Here is an 18,003-nt window from a genome sequence, read left to right as displayed (position 1 = left end):
ATTAATTCAATTCCTTTCCGACATAATGACAGGCTACGAAGTGATTCGCCTCTGCTTCTTTCCACTCTGGTTTCGATTGTTTGCATAAGTCAGTCGCAATCGGACAGCGTGTATGGAACGGGCACCCAGATGGCGGGTTAGCAGGATTAGGGATCTCTCCTTTTAAGCGAATACGTTCACCCTTTCCTCCCATTTTAGGTCGCGGAATCGAGGATAACAATGCTTTTGTGTAAGGATGAAGGGGATTTTCATATAATTTTTCCGAGGAAGCAAGTTCCACCGTATTCCCTAAATACATAACTAAAACTCGATCACAAAAATAGCGAACTACCCCTAGATCATGAGAGATAAACAGATATGTTAATTGATATTTATCTTTTAATCCCTTCATTAATTTTAATACTTGTGCTTGAACAGAAACGTCTAAAGCAGAAACTGCTTCATCACAAATAATCAAAGAAGGATTAAGAGCAATTGCACGCGCAATCCCAATACGTTGACGCTGCCCGCCACTAAATTCATGGGGATAGCGATCATAATGTTCTTCCTTTAAACCGACCTCTTGTAAAAGTTCTACTACCCTTTGTTTTCTATCTTCTTTTGATAGATTGGTATGAATAACAAATGCCTCTTCTAATGCATTGCCAATTTTTTGGCGCGGATTTAAGGAAGCATATGGATCTTGGAAGATCATCTGCATATCTTTTTTGATTGCTTTTCGTTCTTTACTCGAAAGTGCCTGTGTATCTTGGCTTTGGAAATACACCTTTCCATCGGTTATTTCTTCTAATCCAAGAATCGTTCGGCCAAGCGTCGATTTCCCACAGCCAGATTCTCCAACAACACCAACACTTTCTCCCTCAAAAACTTCTAAACTAACATTTTCGACAGCCTTTACATTGCCTTGAACTCTTTGCAATAAGCCACCTTTAATAGGAAAATACTTCTTAACCCCTTCTAATTTAAGAAGGGATGGTTTCTCGATCGTCTGCATGTATTTCCACCTCCTCCTGCAACCAGCATTTTACGCGATGAGCGGAATGCAGCTCATATTCTTTCGGGGAATCTGCTTTACATCTATCTGTCGCAAATGGACAGCGCGGATGAAAGCGACATCCACTGATTTCTTCATTTAAGTTAGGCAATGAACCTGGAATTGCTTCAAGTTCAAAAGATGGATCATCAATATCAGGTACAGAGTTTAAAAGGCCTCTTGTATAAGGATGCTGCGGATTGGTAAAGATACTTTCCACATCGCCTTCCTCCACCTTTTCCCCGGCATACATAACCATTACTCGATCCGCTATTTCCGCAACTACTCCCATATCATGGGTAACCATAATAACACCCATGCCAAGCTGGTTCTTTAAATCATCCATTAAATCCAATATTTGTGCTTGAATTGTTACATCTAGCGCAGTAGTTGGTTCATCGGCAATCAATAATTGCGGACGGCATGACAGGGCAATAGCAATCATAACCCGTTGTCTCATCCCGCCACTTAATTCATGTGGGTATTGCTTCATTCTTTTTTCAGGATAGGGAATTCCAACTTGTGTTAATAATTCAATTCCTTTCGCATGTGCCTTTTGCTTCGATAAATGTTGATGAAGCATTAGCGGCTCTCTTAGCTGATATCCGATTGTTAAAACCGGATTTAGTGCCGTCATCGGTTCTTGGAAAATCATCGAGATGTCGCGACCTCTGATAGAACGCAGTCGTTCCTTCGGGAGTTTGGACAAATCGGTGCCATTCAAATTAATCGAAGACTCTTTGCTAATATAGCCATTACTCGGAAGAAGCCCCATAAGTGAAAGGGAGGTAATACTTTTCCCACAACCGGATTCTCCGACAATGCATAATGTTTCTCCCTTATCTAAGTCAAAAGAAATTCCTCGTACAGCTGATAGTTCCCCATCAGCTGTACGAAAATTTGTCCGTAAGTCTTTTACAGATAATAGCTTCTTCTCCATTTTTAATCCCTACTCTCTGTAAACTTTATATAGTGACCAAGTTCCTGTTGGATCAATCTCTAATCCTTTAACAGATTTATCATAAGCAAGTGTTACTACTCCATGGTTCATAACAATGGCTGGTGCGTCTTTTACAAGAAATTCATTCGCTTCTTTTAGTTTCGCTGCACGCACATCTTGGTCTACACTTTCACGACTTTCTTCTACTAATTTATCAAATGTTTCATTGCTATATTTCACCTTGTTAGAGGATTCTACATTATCAGAATGGAAATTTGGATATAATAATTCACTTCCATCTGCTGTTGAATTGGACCAGCTTAAGAAACTCAACTCATAATCTCCAGTCCGGGTTGCATCAAGATATGTTCCCCATTCCATTGTTTCAATTTTGATTTTAAAGCCTGCTTCTTGCAATTGAGATTGGCTGATTTCTGCCATTTTCATATAGTTCGCTCTGTTCGCAACTAGTAATGTATACTCTTTGTCACCAAAGCCATTTTTCTCTACTAATTCTTTTGCTTTTTCTAGGTTATATTCATAACCAACGTCATTGCTTGCCTCATCATAGCCGAATACTTTTGGCCCAATAACACTATTACCAGCAACCCCTAAACCGTTAAGTTGTTTCACATAAGCATCACGATTCAATGCATATGCTACTGCTTGTCGAAATTCTAAATTGTTCATCGGTTCCTTTTGCATGTTAAATCCAAACCAGTAAACAGGTGTTCCTTCTTTTTTCGTTATTTCTACATTTTTTAGCCCTTCTACACGAGACAATTGCTCTGTTGGAATTGCGTCAATAAATTGAACATCTCCTGATTGCAGCATGGAAATTGCTGTTGTTACTTCTGGCACTACTTTAAAAGTAATTTTGTCTAGTTTTGCTTCCCCTTGCCAATAATCAGGATATTTTTCTAATACAACAGATTCTCCTGGTGTCCAGCTAACAAATTTAAATGGACCAGTACCTACAGGATTTTTCATTAAATCGCCGTTTTTATCTGCCTCTGGGCTAACAATTGCTGCATTAGAATGAGAAAGTGCTGCAAGTAATGCACCATATGCATACTTTGTTTTAATTTCTACTGTGTATTCATCTTGTACATTGACAGATTCAATTGGTTCAAGCAATGAAGCACGTGGTGCAGCAGTTGCAGGATCGCGGAATTTATCAAATGTATACTTTACTGCTTCCGCATTAAATGGTGTACCGTCTTGGAACGTAATTCCTTCTTTTAACTTGATTACCCATGTTAATTCATCAGGATTTTCATAGGATTCCGCTAAAAGTGGTTCAATTTCCATTGTTTCTGAATTACGCGTGAACAATGTTTCGTATACTTGCTCATTGACAGAGGCAGAAACAGAGTCATTTGTTAAAATGGGCGATAGTCCTACTACATCTGAAGTTGATGCATACGTTATTTCCTGGGTAACATTTCCTCCGTTTGATCCTCCACTAGAACTTTTCGAACAGCCTGCTGCAACAAGCAGTAATAATGCTAACATGGAAAAAACTAACTTCTTCATAAATAACTCCCCTTCATTATATGTATTTGTTATTGATTAACTTTCATATTTGGATCGAGCGCATCTCTTAATCCGTCTCCTAAGACATTAAAAGCAAATACTGTTAGCATAATGGCAATACCAGGAATAATCGTCATATGTGGGGATGTCCACATATACGCCTGTCCTTGAGAAATCATTGCTCCCCATTCAGGTGTTGGTGGCTGCGCTCCTAATCCTAAATAACTAAGAGAAGCTGTCGAAAGAATTGCGGTCGCCATACGCATGGTGGCGAACACGATAATTGGTGCTGTACAGTTTGGCAAAATATGCTTAAACATAATGCGAATATCGCTTGCTCCAAGTGATTTCATTGCCAGTATATATTCTTGTTTTTTTACAGATAAAACAGAGCCTCTGACTATTCTGGCACAAGAAGGAATCGACCAGATACTGATGGCAATCGCTACATTTACTAAGCTCGTTCCAAGAACGGCAATGATAAGCATTGCAAGCAATATACCTGGAAAAGCAAATAGTAAGTCTACGATTCTCATAATAATTCCGTCTAATTTACGATAATAGCCTGCCAACAAGCCTAGCGTAATGCCGCCTACTAATCCAAGAGTAACGGCTATACTACCAACTACTAAGGAGATTCTTGCCCCATAAGCTATTCTGCTCCACATATCACGACCATAATTATCAGTCCCAAGCCAGTGTCCTTCAGAGAACATCGGTAATTCTGTTGCTTCAAGATTTTGACGTGCAGGGTCATAGCTTGTGATTAACGGTGCCGTTATAGCGATTGCTACTTGCAATATAATAAGAATCAGTCCAACAACGGCCAAACGATTTCGAATCAACTTTTTCCAAGTAGATAATAGAAACGAATCTTTCTTTGCCTTCTTTACAATGGGTGACACTTGCGGGTTCGTTACTGTTTCCATCAACTTCCTCCTTTCTTAATTGTCATAGCTAATTCTCGGATCTACAAAGACATAAATAATATCAACGATTAAGTTCACTAAAACAAAGAGGGAAGCAACCAATAATACTGATCCTTGCACCATCGGAAAATCTCTTGATGCAATCGCATTAATCATTAATCTCCCAACTCCGTTTATTGCAAAAACCTGTTCGGTAATAATCGTTCCCCCTAATAATCCTCCAAAGTTAACGCCAATTACGGTAATGACAGGAATCATTGCATTTTTCATTGCATGGACGCCAATAATTGATTTTTCCTTCACTCCTTTGGCTCTCGCTGTTCGGACATAATCCGCTTGAATCACTTCCAACATTGAGGAACGACTCATCCTAGCAATCATCGCAGCTGACCCCGTTCCTAATGTAATAGCAGGAAGAATTAACTGTTGCATTCCCTCTATTGTCCAAAACGGAGCATCCAATCCTCCAACCGGCAGCATCTGCAAGTTGACGGCGAATACGAGAATCAAGATAGAACCTAGCCAGAAGTTAGGGATCGATATCCCGCCTAATGAAAATACAGTACTGAATACATCTAGCCATGAATTTTGTTTAAGTGCTGAGATAATACCAGCTACTAATCCAATCACAACCGCAACAATGATACTTGCAATCGCTAAATTCAGTGTATTCGGAAATCTTAGCGCAATCGCTTCTGACACAGACTGTTTCGTTTGATAGGAATAACCCAGGTCGCCCTGTAAAACATTTTTTAAATAGTCCCAATACTGAACAAGAAAAGGCTTATTCAAACCTAAACTTTCTTGAATGGCGGCGATATCAGAATCAGTTGCCGTTGGTCCTGCTATAATCGAAGCTGGATCACCTGGTGCCATGTGCATACTAGCAAAAACTAAGAAAGATATTCCAATAAGTAATAATACGAGCTGAAATAGCCTTCTAATAATCATCGAGATCAACCGTCTCACCTTCCCCCTCTTTGCAAAATAACCAATATTAACTTTCAAAAGTAAACTAAATCCTTTCATTTAATTAACAAACGAAAGCAAATAATTAATATTCATGATTATAAGACAGTTACAAAAAGAATTCTAGTGATTTTTCTAAAAAAATTAATAATTTTATATATTCGATATTTACAGAAAACAAGAAAACCCTTTCGCTTCTCTAATATTTATTTTATCGAAATAGTAATATGTTTTTCACAAAGTTAGCGACTTTGAAAAAAGGAGAGTTTCTATAGATTACGGGGATTGGATTCAGTTAATAATCATACATTTTCGGGTATTTTTATACTATCTTTATTTTCTTATAGTAATTTATATGGATGGATTCGTCCTGATTGGTAGGAATGTTAAGCGGTGAATACTATTTCAAAAAAGTAAATTTTCTTATATTTTTAGTTAGAGAATTTTTAAAAGTAATTTATAAATTTTCTTGGGGGAATTGGTTGGGGTTTCTATATCCTTACAATTAATCTGAATTTTATAATGATGTGATCAGAAGGTTGATTGGAGAGGGAGGTATGAAATTCCTACAGTGAAAATCAAATGTTTAAAATAGAGTTCACCTATGTAAATTAAGTCATTATAAAGTGAAACTTCCATCAGTGGGGGGTTTTCCTTCCTCCCTACTGATGGTTAGTTGAACCAATCGGACCTTTATGGACAGTTGATCTCCCTCCTATCTTCCTCGTATTCTCCTTAGCTTGAAGGGGGAGTCTTACTGGCCGTTAAGAGTGGGATAAATCATTAAAATCAAGTTATTCCTTTTAAAGGATGTTTCGCAAAATCAAATTTCTTTAATTATTACGGTGCAAACTCAATTTGCCCCGTAAACAATAGGAAAATAAAAATTATCCAAAATATAAACAAAGACGAGGATAGTATTAAAGCTATAACTGGGATTAACTTTTTCTCTGTCTTCATCAATAGTGCAATTATAGATAGTAGGATACCAGCTCCCGTAAGAAAAAATGTTATATAATCCCCAACCACGCTCCCGATATTTGCTATTCTTGTCGGTGTGACAAAAACTATAAAGACGCAAATAATGCCAATAGCAAGGGCAATGTAACTAATTATACCGTGCTTCTTTGGTGTGATGATTTCATTTTCCAAATAAACACAACCTTTCTAATTTTTGTAGAATAAAATTATTTTAACACATTTTTCCCTAATTATGGAAATTGTCTAGAATAAATTATAGTTTTTATTTCGAATTTTTGTCTGTAATTCCGCAATTCGCGTTTTATTTTATGTAATAAATTTATCTGTTTAAGGGAGAATTTTCGTTTAGTAACCTTATATTGAAAACGTTGCGTCCCTAATCAAAAAGGACACAGAGAAGCTTTCTCTATTACCGTAACCAGAAGAATAAGCGCAAAAAGGACACAGAGCAGTGTTCTCTGTTACCAAGAGTAAGTGATAGAGAATAAAAATGTACATTCTTAAACTGTCTGAAGTTACGCCCTTAGCTTAGCAATTACATCTAATCTGCTTTTTCTTTTTGGCTGTTTTTGTAAAGTTTGTTGCTATTACTGCAGCCGGAATGCACTTCGTTTTCCGGGAGGCTCAGACTGTCTCGCTAATCCCACAGGAGTCTTCGTGTATTCCAGCTACTCTATTTTTCCAACTAATTTTTTCTCCTAGTGAAAAAACAACAATCTTTTAGAAAACTGCCTTCTTTTTTTATAGAACCCACTAAGAACATAAAAAATACCAAACAAAGGACTACAATAGTAAATTGGATCTTTGTTTGGTACGGTCATTAAATTTTCAAGCCATTTCTGCTTTTAAATCTTCTTAAAAGGATATGGCTTTCCACTCTTGTGATTCCTTCTAAAGAATAGAGCTCGTTGTTGGTAAAACTTTCTAGTGCTTCGAAGTCTTCGACTAGGACGTGCATATGTAAAGTGCTTGGACCTGTCATTTGATAGCAGCTTGCTACAACTGGATTTTCCGCTAGCGTTTGCGCTACTTGAATAAGAGAAGCTGGCTCGCAGTCGACTTCAAAAAAGGCGGAAACTGTCTTGCCTACTTTTTCAGAATTGATAACAGCGCTGAATTTCTCTATGACTCCATTTTCGATAAGTTGGCTGACCCTCTCTCTTATTGCTACTCGTGATAAATTTAGTTCTTTTCCAATCTCTACATAAGATAGTCTGCCATTTGCTGTAAGTAAATCTAATATTCGTTTATCTGTTTCATCTAACTTCATTTAACCACCACGCATCTTCTGTTTTAAATTATGTTTCATTATAGCTTGTAGATTAGAAATTAGGAAGTATTTTTTAGAATTTTCAAAATTTCACAGATAGATACAAAAGTGTTTGAAAAATTTAGTAGGGTTGTCTATTGACTTATTTGAGGTTGGAGAAAGTATGAAAATGAAGGAAATAACGCTAGGCTTCAAATCTATCCTGGTCTTATTTTTCGCTAACAAAGGCAGCTTATTATTAGTCCAAACTTTGCCTATTATATAGGTTTTTAAATAATAAAAAGCCTGCAGCTTGTCCGCTGCAGGCTTTTTATTATTGTGCTTCGATTAAGCCGTACTTTCCGTCTTTTCGTTTATAGACGATATTAGTGTTGTTTGTTTCTGCGTCTGTGTAGACGAAGAAGTTATGGCCTAAAAGGTCCATTTGTAGGATTGCTTCTTCGCTATCCATTGGTTTTAAATTGAAGCGTTTTTGACGGACAATCTCTAGATCCTGTTCTTCTTCCTCTGTATTTGGCGCACTCTCGTAAGAACCAAATAGTTCGTTAAGATTTCCTTTTTCTCTATGCTTACGATTTACTTTTGTTTTATGTTTTCTTATTTGTCTTTCTAATTTATCAGAGATTAAATCAATGGCTGCATACATATCCATGTGGTCTTCTTCTGCACGTAACAGCAACTGGGACATTGGAATTGTAACCTCGACCTTAGAAGTTTTGTCATTATACGTTTTTAAGTTCACATTTACTTGTGCATCTGGTGTTTCAGAAAAATATCTTTCTAATTTTGATATTTTCTTTTCTACGTACTCTCTAATTGCTGGAGTTACCTCAATGTTTTCTCCTCTAATGTTGAAGTTCATAAGTTACTCCTCCTTTATAATTTCCAGTGCAAGTCTTATTTTTTCCTAATGGTAAATGAAAATATACCATATAAGAAATCATTTTGACTATACAATATATTTCTAGCATACCCTCTCAAAATCCTGCTAAAACGAGAATAAATTTCGACAAATTTGTGAACTTTTTTCAAAAATGAACTACTAGTGAGTATTTCTAGGAAAATTATTCTAAGAATTTTTTTATGTCAGAAAATGTTTCAAATTGATTAGTAGAGGTTATATATACAGCATAATTAAAACGTATAGTTCGATACGAAAAAACGAAGTAGCCGGTTTACTAGTAAAAGAACTAGTTCTTTGAAAAAAATTAGATAGGCAAAGAAGGATGCATTCCTAGTATTTTCCCTATCAAAAGTTAAGTCTATTCACTAGTGTTGCGTTAATTTAATTTAACTATTAAAAATACTTGAAATGTTCAATTTTATCATTTTATGCAAAGAAAAAGTCCTTTATAATGGATAAGTTAGGTGGTAACCCGTCCAAATCCACTAAAAAGGACTATCGCATGGACAAGATTACACGAAAAACTTCATTTGGACAATGGTTTTCACCAATAAATCTTCAATTATTTGAAGAAAACGTGAAAACGTTGAAATTAGATTTCTATACGAAAAAACTAACGACAGAGTCATTTCTAAAATTATTACTTTTTGCGCAGCTAGAAGAAGTCGAAAGTCTGCATGCGCTGAGCGATTGTCTTTTCGATGATCAACTGCAAAAGGGCATTGATCTTGATTCTATCAGTATTTCCCAACTCTCACGCCGTTTAAATGGCATGAATCCAGACTTATTCCAAAAGCTTTTCCTTGATTTAGTTTCACAAATTCATGCCAAAACGCACAACACGAAACTTGTGATGCCATTAAAAATCATTGATTCAAGCACATTGCCTCTCAATTTGACTAATCATAAATGGGCAAAATTCCGCAAAACAAAAGCGGGTGTTAAATTGCACTTACGCCTTGTGTTTATGGAAAAAGGTATATCCTATCCCGAAAAGGCCATTATGACAACGGCCAAAGAACATGACCGCGGTCAGCTTGAAGTAATGGTTGATGACAAGGAATGTATGTATGTGTTTGACCGTGGTTACTTAGACTACGAACGCTTTGATCGGATGACAGATGACGGCTACTTTTTCCTTTCTAGGCTGCGAAAAAACGCAGTCATACGGGAGGTTTACGATTTTAAACTACCCGAGAATACATCTGTTTTGTCGGATCAAATGGTGTTGATTGGTACGACGCAAAACCGTGCCGAAAATTACTTTCGTCTTCTAAAAGTGATTGATTCAAAAGGAAATGAGCTTCATTTAATCACAAATCGTTTTGATTTAAGTGCTGAAGAAATCTCAAAGATGTATAAATCACGCTGGGCGATTGAGTTATTTTTCAAATGGATTAAACAACATCTCCATATCAAAAAGTTTTACGGCCAAAGCGAATGGGCAATTCAGAATCAAGTGTTTATCGCACTTATTGTTTTTTGCCTGCATGTTCTCGCACAAATCGAGACAAAAAGTAAACGAAAAACCCTACAAATTAGCCGATATTTACGGGCAGCTTTGTGGAAACCAGCACATATTTGGCTTCGAAAGATTGAAGGAAAAACCATTCCTTAATAAACAAATTGTCGTCGTCTCTTAAGTCTAATTGTAAAAAAATTTCCAAATGGATGGATCCACCTTTAGTTGGGTATTTACTTTTTTGGCTCTTAACAGGGGACATATTTAAACTGAATATTCTAACAACATTTATGCAACACTAGTGAAGTCTATTGTATATAAAGATCTATACAATAACTCCTTTTTTTAAAAACATTTCGACATAATCTATGAGAAGAAGCCTATATTCCTAATGATAAATGGAATTATGAGTAGCACTTATCCATTATATGTCGAGATTTAGCGAAATTAATCAAAATATTTTTACAATTCGTTGTTTTATATTTGCTACAATGAACACATTAAGAATTTAACCTGGAGGTAAAAGAATGAGTGAGAAAATCTTACAAAACCAACCTGAATTAGAATTAAAAGAAATGGAAGAGGAAGAATACTATTACAAACTCTGGGAAGATGATCGTTTATAAACCGAAATAGATCTACTTGATAAGAAAAAATCAAGAACATTTGCTTTTCCAAGAGATGTTCTTAAAATTTGAAAACTTTCTGGAAATATAAGTAATATATTACTTTCATTTGAATTTCTAACTAATGAACTTTTGACAACGCATACTGGAGGGATCTATTTTGAATAAGAAATGTATTGCAATGCTATTGGCTGGCGGAAGAGGGACAAGATTAAAAAAACTAACAGAAGAATTAGCAAAACCAGCAGTACCCTTTGGAGGAAAATATCGTATTGTTGACTTTACATTAAGCAACTGCCGTAATTCAGGTATAGATACAGTTGGTGTATTGACACAATACCAGCCACATGTACTGCAAAATTACATTAAAGACGGAAAAGATTGGGATTTGGACAGCAGAGATGGCGGACTTAGCATCCTCCCTCCATACCAATGTGGTACTGAAGAGCGCTGGTATGATGGTACAGCCCATGCTATTTATCAAAATATATCCTATATTGACCAGTATAACCCGGATTATGTTCTTGTTATTTCTGGTGACCATATTTATAAAATGGATTATAATCTAATGCTACAACAGCATATAAAAACAGGGGCAGATGCAACGATTTCAGTTACGGAAGTTCCTTGGGCGGAAGCAAGCCGATTCGGCATCATGAACACAGATAGCACGAATAATCGCATTGTCGATTTTGAAGAAAAACCATCTAACCCAAAATCGAATTTAGCTTCAATGGGTGTTTATATTTTCAAATGGAAAACGCTTAAAAACTATCTGCAAAAAGAAGAAAAAAATGAATTATCTTCAAAAGATTTTGGGAAAGATATTATTCCTGCTATGCTGACAGATAACCGCAAATTACACGCTTATACATTTAAAGGTTACTGGAAGGACGTCGGGACAATCGACAGCTTCTGGGAAGCAAATATGGACTTATTATCGAAGGAAAGCAATATCTTTCTAAATGACAAAGACTGGACCGTATTCACCCACGAACAGTGCTTTGCCCCATCCTATATTGAATCTTCCGCTACCGTAAAACGCTCCATTATAAGTGAAGGCTGCGAAATTTATGGAACAGTAGAAAACTCCGTCATCTTCAATGATGTCATTATCGGAAAAGGATCAATCGTTAAAGATTCTGTACTCCTTCCTGGAACCGTTATCGGTGAAAATGTAGTCATCGAAAAGAGTGTAACGGCCTGTAATGTAACGGTTGAAGATCACAGCATTATTGCTCCAGATGATGCTGATTCGGAGATTGTTTTGATCGGAGAAAGTGTTGAGAATAAGCAGACTCGTGTTGGGTTGTCTCGAGTGATTTAACTGGGGGACAGTGGTTCAGGTTCCTTGTCCCACTTTCACATAAAAGAGCTAATATTCACTATTAATTGGATATTAGCTCTTTTTCTTATGTTTCCAACTTTTGAGGAAACTAAAATGTTTTATTGACTTCTTACTTTGCACGCTGAACTTATCTGAAATAGATTCCTCTGGGTCTTTACATAATAGATGGATATGATTGTCCCTCAAACAATAACCATATAACTTTTACTTACTAATGACTCTGCCTAATTATTTCAGCAAAGATATAAGAACAGAATAAGGACCACCCGTGAGAACGGGTGTTTTTCTCTGCGGCTGAAAGCCTTTGTTACTGACCAAACCCTAAAGGGCTACTGAAAGGTTCGCCAATTGTACTACTTCTACTGGCCAGACCTCAAAGGCCTTCTCTCCTAATTTTTTCGTTTCTTTTTCTTCACTTCTTCCCCTGTAAATGGATCAATATATTCCATAATCGTTAATTGTTCTGCGACTAGATCATCTTGTATTTGATTACGGATATATTCTTCAATTACCTTCTTGTTTCTTCCTACCGTATCTACATAATATCCTGTACACCAAAATTTTCGATTTCCATACTTATATTTCAGTTGTGCATGTCTATCAAATATCATCAAGCTACTTTTTCCTTTTAGATATCCTACGAATGCTGATACACTTAATTTTGGCGGAATACTCACTAACATATGTACGTGGTCCTTACACGCAGTTGCTTCTATTATCTCTACGCCTTTCCTCTCACACAAGGTACGTAAGATTTGCCCAATATCTTTCTTTATTTTCCCGTAAATTATTTGTCTTCTATATTTTGGTGCAAATACTATGTGATACTTACAATTCCAAGTTGTGTGTGCTAAACTATTATTGTCTTTTGACATAAGGACTTCCTCCTGGCTATTTATTTTCGGTTGGCGAACCAAAAAATATTTTAGCACCACGAGGAAGTTTTTTTAATACCACGCTGTAAGCTTTTTGGAACCCTAGGCATAGCCCAGGGTTTTCTTTTCTATAAAAAAAGTGGGACAAGGAACCTCGCCCCTTGACCCACTACTATTTTCGCTTATCGTAAAACATACCATCTGTTTGCAACGATTGATACGGATTCACATATTTTTGATTGGATGATTTTTTGTGTTCTAAACTACGCAATTCCTTTTGAATCGATTGCTTTTCTTTTGCCAGCAATGCAACCAACTCTTTATCTTGTTGCAATAGAGCCTGTCCGATTTTCTTTTCCGTTTCCGTTGTCGGAGAAGTAAGAAGTGTTAAGCAAGCTTGCCTTTGATCCAGAAGCTGATTCACTTTTTCCGTATCTACCTCAGCTTCTCCTTTCAACAGCTCCACTAACTCATTCGTAATAGCATAGCATTGCTTTAATGCTTCCATTATGCTTGACCACCTTGCCCATGCTGTTTTTGACGATTTAAAACAATCGCTTCTTTCCACGTATCACGGAATTCAGTCACAAGGGATTCCACTTCCTCAATAATCGTAACGTCATTCTCAATGTTCGCCTTAATTAACTGGCGGTTCATATAATCATACAAAGACATCAAATTTTGTGAGATCGGAATATCCATATTTAACGTTACCATTAATTCCTTAATGATATTTTGTGATTTTTGAATATTGGTGTTTCTTGTTGGAATGTCATTTTCTTTAATTGCATTTTTGGCTAAGTGTAAAAATTTCAGACAGCCGTTATATAGCATTAATGTCAAATCTCCAGCAGATGCCGTGTTTACGGAGTTCTGCTGATAGGATTGATAGGGGTTTGAAATGGCCATTATTAAATCTCCTTTTTATTAAGAACTGAACATATTTGTTAAATAGGTTGATTGGCTATTTGCTTTGTTAATTGCTGTTTCCATTGCTGTGAAACGAGCCCAATATCGACTTTCAACCATTTTCAACTTATCTTCAAACCGTGTGATTTGACTTGCATAGTCATTTAGTGCTCTTCCTAATGAAAATGTATTATTTATGCTAGTGGATTTCCCTGCTTTTGCTGTAATATCTGCCATTGCTGTTTTTAAACTTGATCTTAGACGACGAGCAATCCCTTGTTCAGAACTCGTAGCTCCATCCTTTTGAAAAAGTTCATAAACAGCATTGGGATCAGCAGAAATTGCCGCTCTGAGTTTATCTTCATCTATCGTAAGTTTACCACCTTCTAAATAATTTGAAGTTGTTGAAATGCCGATTTGAGATAGTTGGGAATAGGTAGATGTCCCAGTTACTGGTGAGCTGATATTAGTACGCATTTTTGTTAGGGCTGAATTTAAAATTGAATCATTATAAAGAGTTCCACTCTTAGCGAGTTTTTCCCATTTTTCAACTTCATCCTCAGACATTTCCTTTTTTTGCGCGTCTGTTAAAGGTGTATAATCACGATACTTCTTTTCAGTTGTTTTACCACGCATTTTTTCTATTGCTTCATTATATTTATTCACAAACTGTTTTATTGTATCAACGATTCCATCTACATCCGGCGTAGAAGAAAACGTAATTGCTTCTGTTGTAACTTTTTTTGCAGTAAATTCTACTCCGTTAATAGTAAATGTATTTGATGGGCGACTTGTTGTTAAGCCATTAAAGGTAATTTCTGCATTTTGGCCTAATGCGCCCAAGGGAATTCCATTGATATCTTTTTTATTAGCTGCTTCTATATTAGTACTATCTAACTTTAACGTATTCGTAAAAAAATCACCGCTAAGTACTATCTCAGGGGTTTCAGCAACATCACCTGTATTATTTGCTGAGATTGCAATTTTTTTAGAAACAGAATCATAAAAAGCAGTAACTCCTGAACTTTTATTTATTGTTGCTATTATGCTATTAAGTGTATCTTTAGAGGGATCTATAGTATAAGAAAATGCTTCAGTTTCAGTTTGAAGCGTCCCATCTTTTTTTATTGCCTGTATAGTAATTGTATTACTCCCCAAGCTTATACCTAATTCTGATAATGTCTTTGAAGAATCAGAAATATCTATTGCTGTATTACTTTGCATAGTTGCTGCAGTAGCCAACTGATTTATTTTTAAAGATCCAGAAAAGTCTATTGTTGAATTTACATTTTTCACAGAAAGTGCATCGGAATTTGAAACTGCGACTGTTTTTTTTATAAAACTAGCCTGTCTAGATATTCCATTAAAAATAGTATTATCTAAATCAAGCAACAATGAATTCATTTCCCGATAGTCATCACGCCGCCACTCTGTATATGTCTTTTTTTGATTTATCTTATCTAGTGGTACACGCTCTGCAGTCATTAACTGCTCAACAAGTGTATCAATATCCATCCCACTAGCTAAACCACCAATTCTTAATACCATCTTAATTCACCTCTTTTATATCTTTTCATCAATTACTAATCCCATAAATTCCTTCATCGCTGCATACATATCGAGCATTTTTTTAGATGGAATTTCACGAACTACTTCTTTTGTATCATCATCAATAATCGTTACGTAATAGTCATTTAATTCTTCATGAAGCTCAAATTTCAACGAAGTATGTGTTGGTAGCATAAAAGCATTCATACTTTCAATTACTTCATTTAATTGTTCTTTGTTTGGTTTTGGACCATAAAGCTGTAACTGAGGATCCATTTTACTATCTAATTTTTTTTCGATACCATTAATATTTTCCGCTTGTCTAGGTGTGTAAATATTATGTTGGGAACCAATCCGTTCAATCATAAATTATCCCCCTGTGAATGCATTTAGAATTTTATATTTTTTATATCGGTTAATATGAAAGATATTTAAGGAATAAAAGGAAAGAAGTTAATTTTAGAGAGGAATGTACTATACAACATATAGTTCTAATTGACTAATCACTTTTTATCAATCAATACTATAAAATATTTAATTAACGATATAAAATAATCTTTTTTCCAAAGCATTAATTTCTTCTTTTAATGTGAGCAATTGAGAATTCATTCCATTTATTTCTTCCTTGGTCAGTTCATTATGTAATGCATATTCAGCAATTGCTTTCATTTCATGAAGATTATAATCGATCTCCTCTAAAATTCTTGAATGTTCCTTGCTTCTTTTCAATTCTTTTTTAAGAAACTCTTTATATTCTTTTATATGCTTATCCATTTCACACCTCTAATAAGTAATTTTTAAGCAGATCTTTCTAGTAAAGAAAAAGAGATCCTAGAATTACTAGAATCTCTTTTTTAAAAGTTATAATTAACGAAGAAGTTGTAGAACTCCTTGTGGTTGTTGGTTCGCTTGCTTTGCGACTGCCTCTTTCGATGACAGAAAAGACTATATCTTCACCCTAACTATTTATAGGGGCTGGGCACTTCGAATAGTATTTACTACCCTACGAGATTCATAATCATAGTTTTCACCTTAGACCGTCTTCTCTAGTCGTTGAACCTTCTCCAGAGTTTCCTCCCAGGAGCTTGGCTGCTGATTATCCATTGTTTCATCTCTATCATTTTCAAACCATCACGCCTATCGTTTCCAATTACGTTGTGGTTGATAAAGCTTTAGGAAGTTCCAGCAATTCACCCAGTTATACTCTTACTCGTTACCAAGTAAGACGCCCTTCGAATCAAATTAACGAAGAAGTTGTAAAACTCCCTGTGGCATTTGATTGGATTGAGCCAACATAGCTTGTGCTGCTTGAGAAAGAATAGAGTTTTTAGTTTGTTCCATCATTTCTTTCGCCATCGTGCGAACATTTACTTTCATAAATGACTAGACTATATCTTCACCCTCTAGTAAGTAGGGGTCGGGCACTTCGGATTCACAATACTGATGGATATTGTTTCACCTATGGATTTCATCATCTTGAGCATAGCCTTTAGATGGTTTATCCTAGTCGTTGAACCTTCTCCACTTTTTCAAGTAAGGAGCTTGGCTGCTGATTGCCCAATCTTTTCTTTTTTCACACTTTCACGCCTACCATTTCTAGTTACGTTGTAGTAAGAAAAGCTCTAAGGGTTTTCCAGCAATTCACCCGATAGTAATCTCTAGCCGTTACCAGCTAGGACGACTGTGCTTGTTGCTACAATTTATGCAACTAAAGCATAATCAACGTCACGTACACGTGATTCAGCAGCAGTTAAGTTTTCAGAAGAAGTGTTTAAGTTATTAATAGTGTGCTCTAAACGGTTTTGAGCAGCACCTAGGTAACTTCTACCTGATGAAACTGAAGCGATTTGTGTATCAAGAGCGTCCATTGCTGCGTTTGCATTTGTATTTGTATCAAGTGTTAATGCAGAAACATCTGTATGCAATGCACTTAAATCAATACCTGCTGTTGAAAGATCGATTTCCATTAATTGACTTGAATTTGCTCCAACTTGAAGTTGAAGAACTCCACCTGTACCAGCAGAAGCATCAAGTAAATTCATAGTGTTAAATTGTGTTGTATCTTTAATTCTTCCAATTTCCTTAGAAAGTTGGTTAAATTCGTCTTGAAGAGCTGTTCTGTCAGCTTCTACGTTTGTATCAGAAGAAGCTTGAACTGCTAATTCTCTTTGACGTTGAAGAATTGAATGAACTTCACTTAAAGCCCCCTCAGCTGTTTGGATTAATGAAATTCCATCTTGTGAGTTTTTAGCAGCCATATCTAAGCCACGAATTTGTCCACGCATTTTTTCAGAGATTGCTAAACCAGCTGCATCGTCAGCTGCACTATTAATACGAAGACCTGAAGATAATTTCTCCATTGATTTGCTTTGTGCATTTGTTGCACTGTTTAACTTGTTATAAGTGTTAAGTGCTGAAATATTATGATTGATTTTCATTTTTGTTTTCCTCCTTGAATTTAGGTGTTCACATCCTTGTGAACATGATAGTTTGATAGGAGTTAGGAAGGTCGGCCGCCCTTCCCCCTCTTACTTTATATATCGTCTTTGCTTTTCAAAGGTTTAATAGTTTTTTTATTTTTTTATAAAAAAATTTTAGAGATATAGTTTAATAGTGTTATAAAGAGCGAATAAAAAGCATAGCCCTAGTTAGGCTACGCCATTTTATTAAATA

At 35.9% G+C, this 18,003-nt stretch carries 17 protein-coding genes and 1 pseudogene; 2 read left to right on the top strand and 16 right to left on the bottom strand.

The window, feature by feature from the left end; all coding sequences use genetic code 11:
* Position 1: 1 nt before the first annotated feature.
* The 8 genes from NST60_RS15980 to hpf form a co-directional block, all read right to left on the bottom strand.
* Positions 2-994 (bottom strand): ABC transporter ATP-binding protein, encoded by a 993-nt coding sequence (locus tag NST60_RS15980; RefSeq protein ID WP_016203456.1) that lies wholly within the window; start codon positions 992-994, stop codon positions 2-4.
* Positions 963-1,973 (bottom strand): ABC transporter ATP-binding protein, encoded by a 1,011-nt coding sequence (locus NST60_RS15975; protein ID WP_169189123.1) that lies wholly within the window; start codon positions 1,971-1,973, stop codon positions 963-965. Before NST60_RS15975 ends, NST60_RS15980 begins: the two co-directional genes overlap by 32 nt.
* A 9-nt stretch (positions 1,974-1,982) precedes the next feature.
* Positions 1,983-3,509 carry a glutathione ABC transporter substrate-binding protein gene (locus tag NST60_RS15970; protein ID WP_224427961.1) on the bottom strand — a complete coding sequence of 509 codons (1,527 nt, stop codon included), beginning with the start codon at positions 3,507-3,509 and terminating at the stop codon, positions 1,983-1,985.
* Positions 3,510-3,538: 29 nt separating this feature from the next.
* A complete protein-coding gene (locus tag NST60_RS15965; protein WP_101729334.1) occupies positions 3,539-4,438 on the bottom strand; it encodes an ABC transporter permease in 900 nt (299 codons plus the stop codon).
* Between the two features lie 15 nt (positions 4,439-4,453).
* Positions 4,454-5,398 (bottom strand): nickel ABC transporter permease, encoded by a 945-nt coding sequence (nikB, locus tag NST60_RS15960; protein ID WP_040343527.1) that lies wholly within the window; start codon positions 5,396-5,398, stop codon positions 4,454-4,456.
* 849 nt (positions 5,399-6,247) lie between these two features.
* A complete protein-coding gene (locus tag NST60_RS15955; protein ID WP_169189125.1) occupies positions 6,248-6,559 on the bottom strand; it encodes a hypothetical protein in 312 nt (103 codons plus the stop codon).
* Positions 6,560-7,208: 649 nt separating this feature from the next.
* A complete protein-coding gene (locus NST60_RS15950; RefSeq protein ID WP_016203461.1) occupies positions 7,209-7,658 on the bottom strand; it encodes an Lrp/AsnC family transcriptional regulator in 450 nt (149 codons plus the stop codon).
* A 313-nt stretch (positions 7,659-7,971) separates the two neighbouring features.
* Positions 7,972-8,520, bottom strand: a complete 549-nt coding sequence (gene hpf, locus NST60_RS15945) for a ribosome hibernation-promoting factor, HPF/YfiA family (protein ID WP_016203462.1) — start codon at positions 8,518-8,520, stop codon at positions 7,972-7,974.
* Between the two features lie 544 nt (positions 8,521-9,064).
* On the opposite strand from hpf, the gene NST60_RS15940 reads away from it, so the two are divergent.
* Together NST60_RS15940 and NST60_RS15935 are read left to right on the top strand one after the other, a co-directional pair.
* Positions 9,065-10,180 (top strand): IS4 family transposase, encoded by a 1,116-nt coding sequence (locus tag NST60_RS15940; RefSeq protein WP_100525938.1) that lies wholly within the window; start codon positions 9,065-9,067, stop codon positions 10,178-10,180.
* A 627-nt stretch (positions 10,181-10,807) separates the two neighbouring features.
* On the top strand, positions 10,808-11,977 hold the full coding sequence (locus tag NST60_RS15935; protein WP_341099884.1) for a glucose-1-phosphate adenylyltransferase: 1,170 nt from the start codon (positions 10,808-10,810) through the stop codon (positions 11,975-11,977).
* 410 nt (positions 11,978-12,387) lie between these two features.
* Here NST60_RS15935 and tnpA read toward each other — a convergent pair whose 3' ends face one another.
* The 8 genes and pseudogenes from tnpA to NST60_RS15895 form a co-directional block, all read right to left on the bottom strand.
* Positions 12,388-12,873: an IS200/IS605 family transposase gene (tnpA, locus tag NST60_RS15930; RefSeq protein WP_061800923.1), complete on the bottom strand. Its 486-nt coding sequence runs from the start codon at positions 12,871-12,873 to the stop codon at positions 12,388-12,390.
* 172 nt (positions 12,874-13,045) lie between these two features.
* The gene (locus NST60_RS15925) at positions 13,046-13,381 is read right to left on the bottom strand and encodes a flagellar protein FliT (RefSeq protein ID WP_101729337.1); all 336 of its coding nucleotides are present in this window, start codon (positions 13,379-13,381) and stop codon (positions 13,046-13,048) included.
* Positions 13,381-13,782, bottom strand: a complete 402-nt coding sequence (fliS, locus tag NST60_RS15920) for a flagellar export chaperone FliS (RefSeq protein WP_328020508.1) — start codon at positions 13,780-13,782, stop codon at positions 13,381-13,383. Before fliS ends, NST60_RS15925 begins: the two co-directional genes overlap by 1 nt.
* Positions 13,783-13,800: 18 nt before the next feature.
* Positions 13,801-15,330, bottom strand: a complete 1,530-nt coding sequence (locus NST60_RS15915; protein WP_341099417.1) for a flagellar hook-associated protein 2 — start codon at positions 15,328-15,330, stop codon at positions 13,801-13,803.
* Between the two features lie 15 nt (positions 15,331-15,345).
* The gene (gene flaG / locus NST60_RS15910; RefSeq protein ID WP_341099416.1) at positions 15,346-15,696 is read right to left on the bottom strand and encodes a flagellar protein FlaG; all 351 of its coding nucleotides are present in this window, start codon (positions 15,694-15,696) and stop codon (positions 15,346-15,348) included.
* A gap of 168 nt (positions 15,697-15,864) precedes the next feature.
* Positions 15,865-16,104 carry a hypothetical protein gene (locus NST60_RS15905; RefSeq protein ID WP_341099414.1) on the bottom strand — a complete coding sequence of 80 codons (240 nt, stop codon included), beginning with the start codon at positions 16,102-16,104 and terminating at the stop codon, positions 15,865-15,867.
* A gap of 468 nt (positions 16,105-16,572) precedes the next feature.
* Positions 16,573-16,686 (bottom strand): annotated as a pseudogene (locus NST60_RS15900) (flagellin); the annotation flags it as partial.
* 344 nt (positions 16,687-17,030) lie between these two features.
* On the bottom strand, positions 17,031-17,768 hold the full coding sequence (locus NST60_RS15895) for a flagellin N-terminal helical domain-containing protein (RefSeq protein ID WP_341099413.1): 738 nt from the start codon (positions 17,766-17,768) through the stop codon (positions 17,031-17,033).
* Positions 17,769-18,003: the final 235 nt, after the last annotated feature.

The organism is Niallia sp. FSL W8-1348, assembly GCF_038006745.1.
GTDB lineage: Bacteria > Bacillota > Bacilli > Bacillales > Cytobacillaceae > Niallia > Niallia alba.
Note: the sequence above shows the minus strand (reverse complement) of the source record. Positions and strands in the feature narration are given on the sequence as shown.

Excerpts from the sequence above, each read along its gene's own strand:
- flaG (WP_341099416.1), bottom strand. The coding sequence starts at position 15,696 with ATGATTGAACGGATTGGTTCCCAACATAATATTTACACACCTAGACAA.
- NST60_RS15905 (WP_341099414.1), bottom strand. The coding sequence starts at position 16,104 with ATGGATAAGCATATAAAAGAATATAAAGAGTTTCTTAAAAAAGAATTG.
- NST60_RS15950 (WP_016203461.1), bottom strand. The coding sequence starts at position 7,658 with ATGAAGTTAGATGAAACAGATAAACGAATATTAGATTTACTTACAGCA.
- NST60_RS15940 (WP_100525938.1), top strand. The coding sequence starts at position 9,065 with ATGGACAAGATTACACGAAAAACTTCATTTGGACAATGGTTTTCACCA.
- NST60_RS15980 (WP_016203456.1), bottom strand. The coding sequence starts at position 994 with ATGCAGACGATCGAGAAACCATCCCTTCTTAAATTAGAAGGGGTTAAG.
- fliS (WP_328020508.1), bottom strand. The coding sequence starts at position 13,782 with ATGGCCATTTCAAACCCCTATCAATCCTATCAGCAGAACTCCGTAAAC.
- NST60_RS15970 (WP_224427961.1), bottom strand. The coding sequence starts at position 3,509 with ATGAAGAAGTTAGTTTTTTCCATGTTAGCATTATTACTGCTTGTTGCA.
- NST60_RS15925 (WP_101729337.1), bottom strand. The coding sequence starts at position 13,381 with ATGGAAGCATTAAAGCAATGCTATGCTATTACGAATGAGTTAGTGGAG.
- NST60_RS15915 (WP_341099417.1), bottom strand. The coding sequence starts at position 15,330 with ATGGTATTAAGAATTGGTGGTTTAGCTAGTGGGATGGATATTGATACA.
- NST60_RS15965 (WP_101729334.1), bottom strand. The coding sequence starts at position 4,438 with ATGGAAACAGTAACGAACCCGCAAGTGTCACCCATTGTAAAGAAGGCA.
- NST60_RS15895 (WP_341099413.1), bottom strand. The coding sequence starts at position 17,768 with ATGAAAATCAATCATAATATTTCAGCACTTAACACTTATAACAAGTTA.
- NST60_RS15975 (WP_169189123.1), bottom strand. The coding sequence starts at position 1,973 with ATGGAGAAGAAGCTATTATCTGTAAAAGACTTACGGACAAATTTTCGT.
- hpf (WP_016203462.1), bottom strand. The coding sequence starts at position 8,520 with ATGAACTTCAACATTAGAGGAGAAAACATTGAGGTAACTCCAGCAATT.
- tnpA (WP_061800923.1), bottom strand. The coding sequence starts at position 12,873 with ATGTCAAAAGACAATAATAGTTTAGCACACACAACTTGGAATTGTAAG.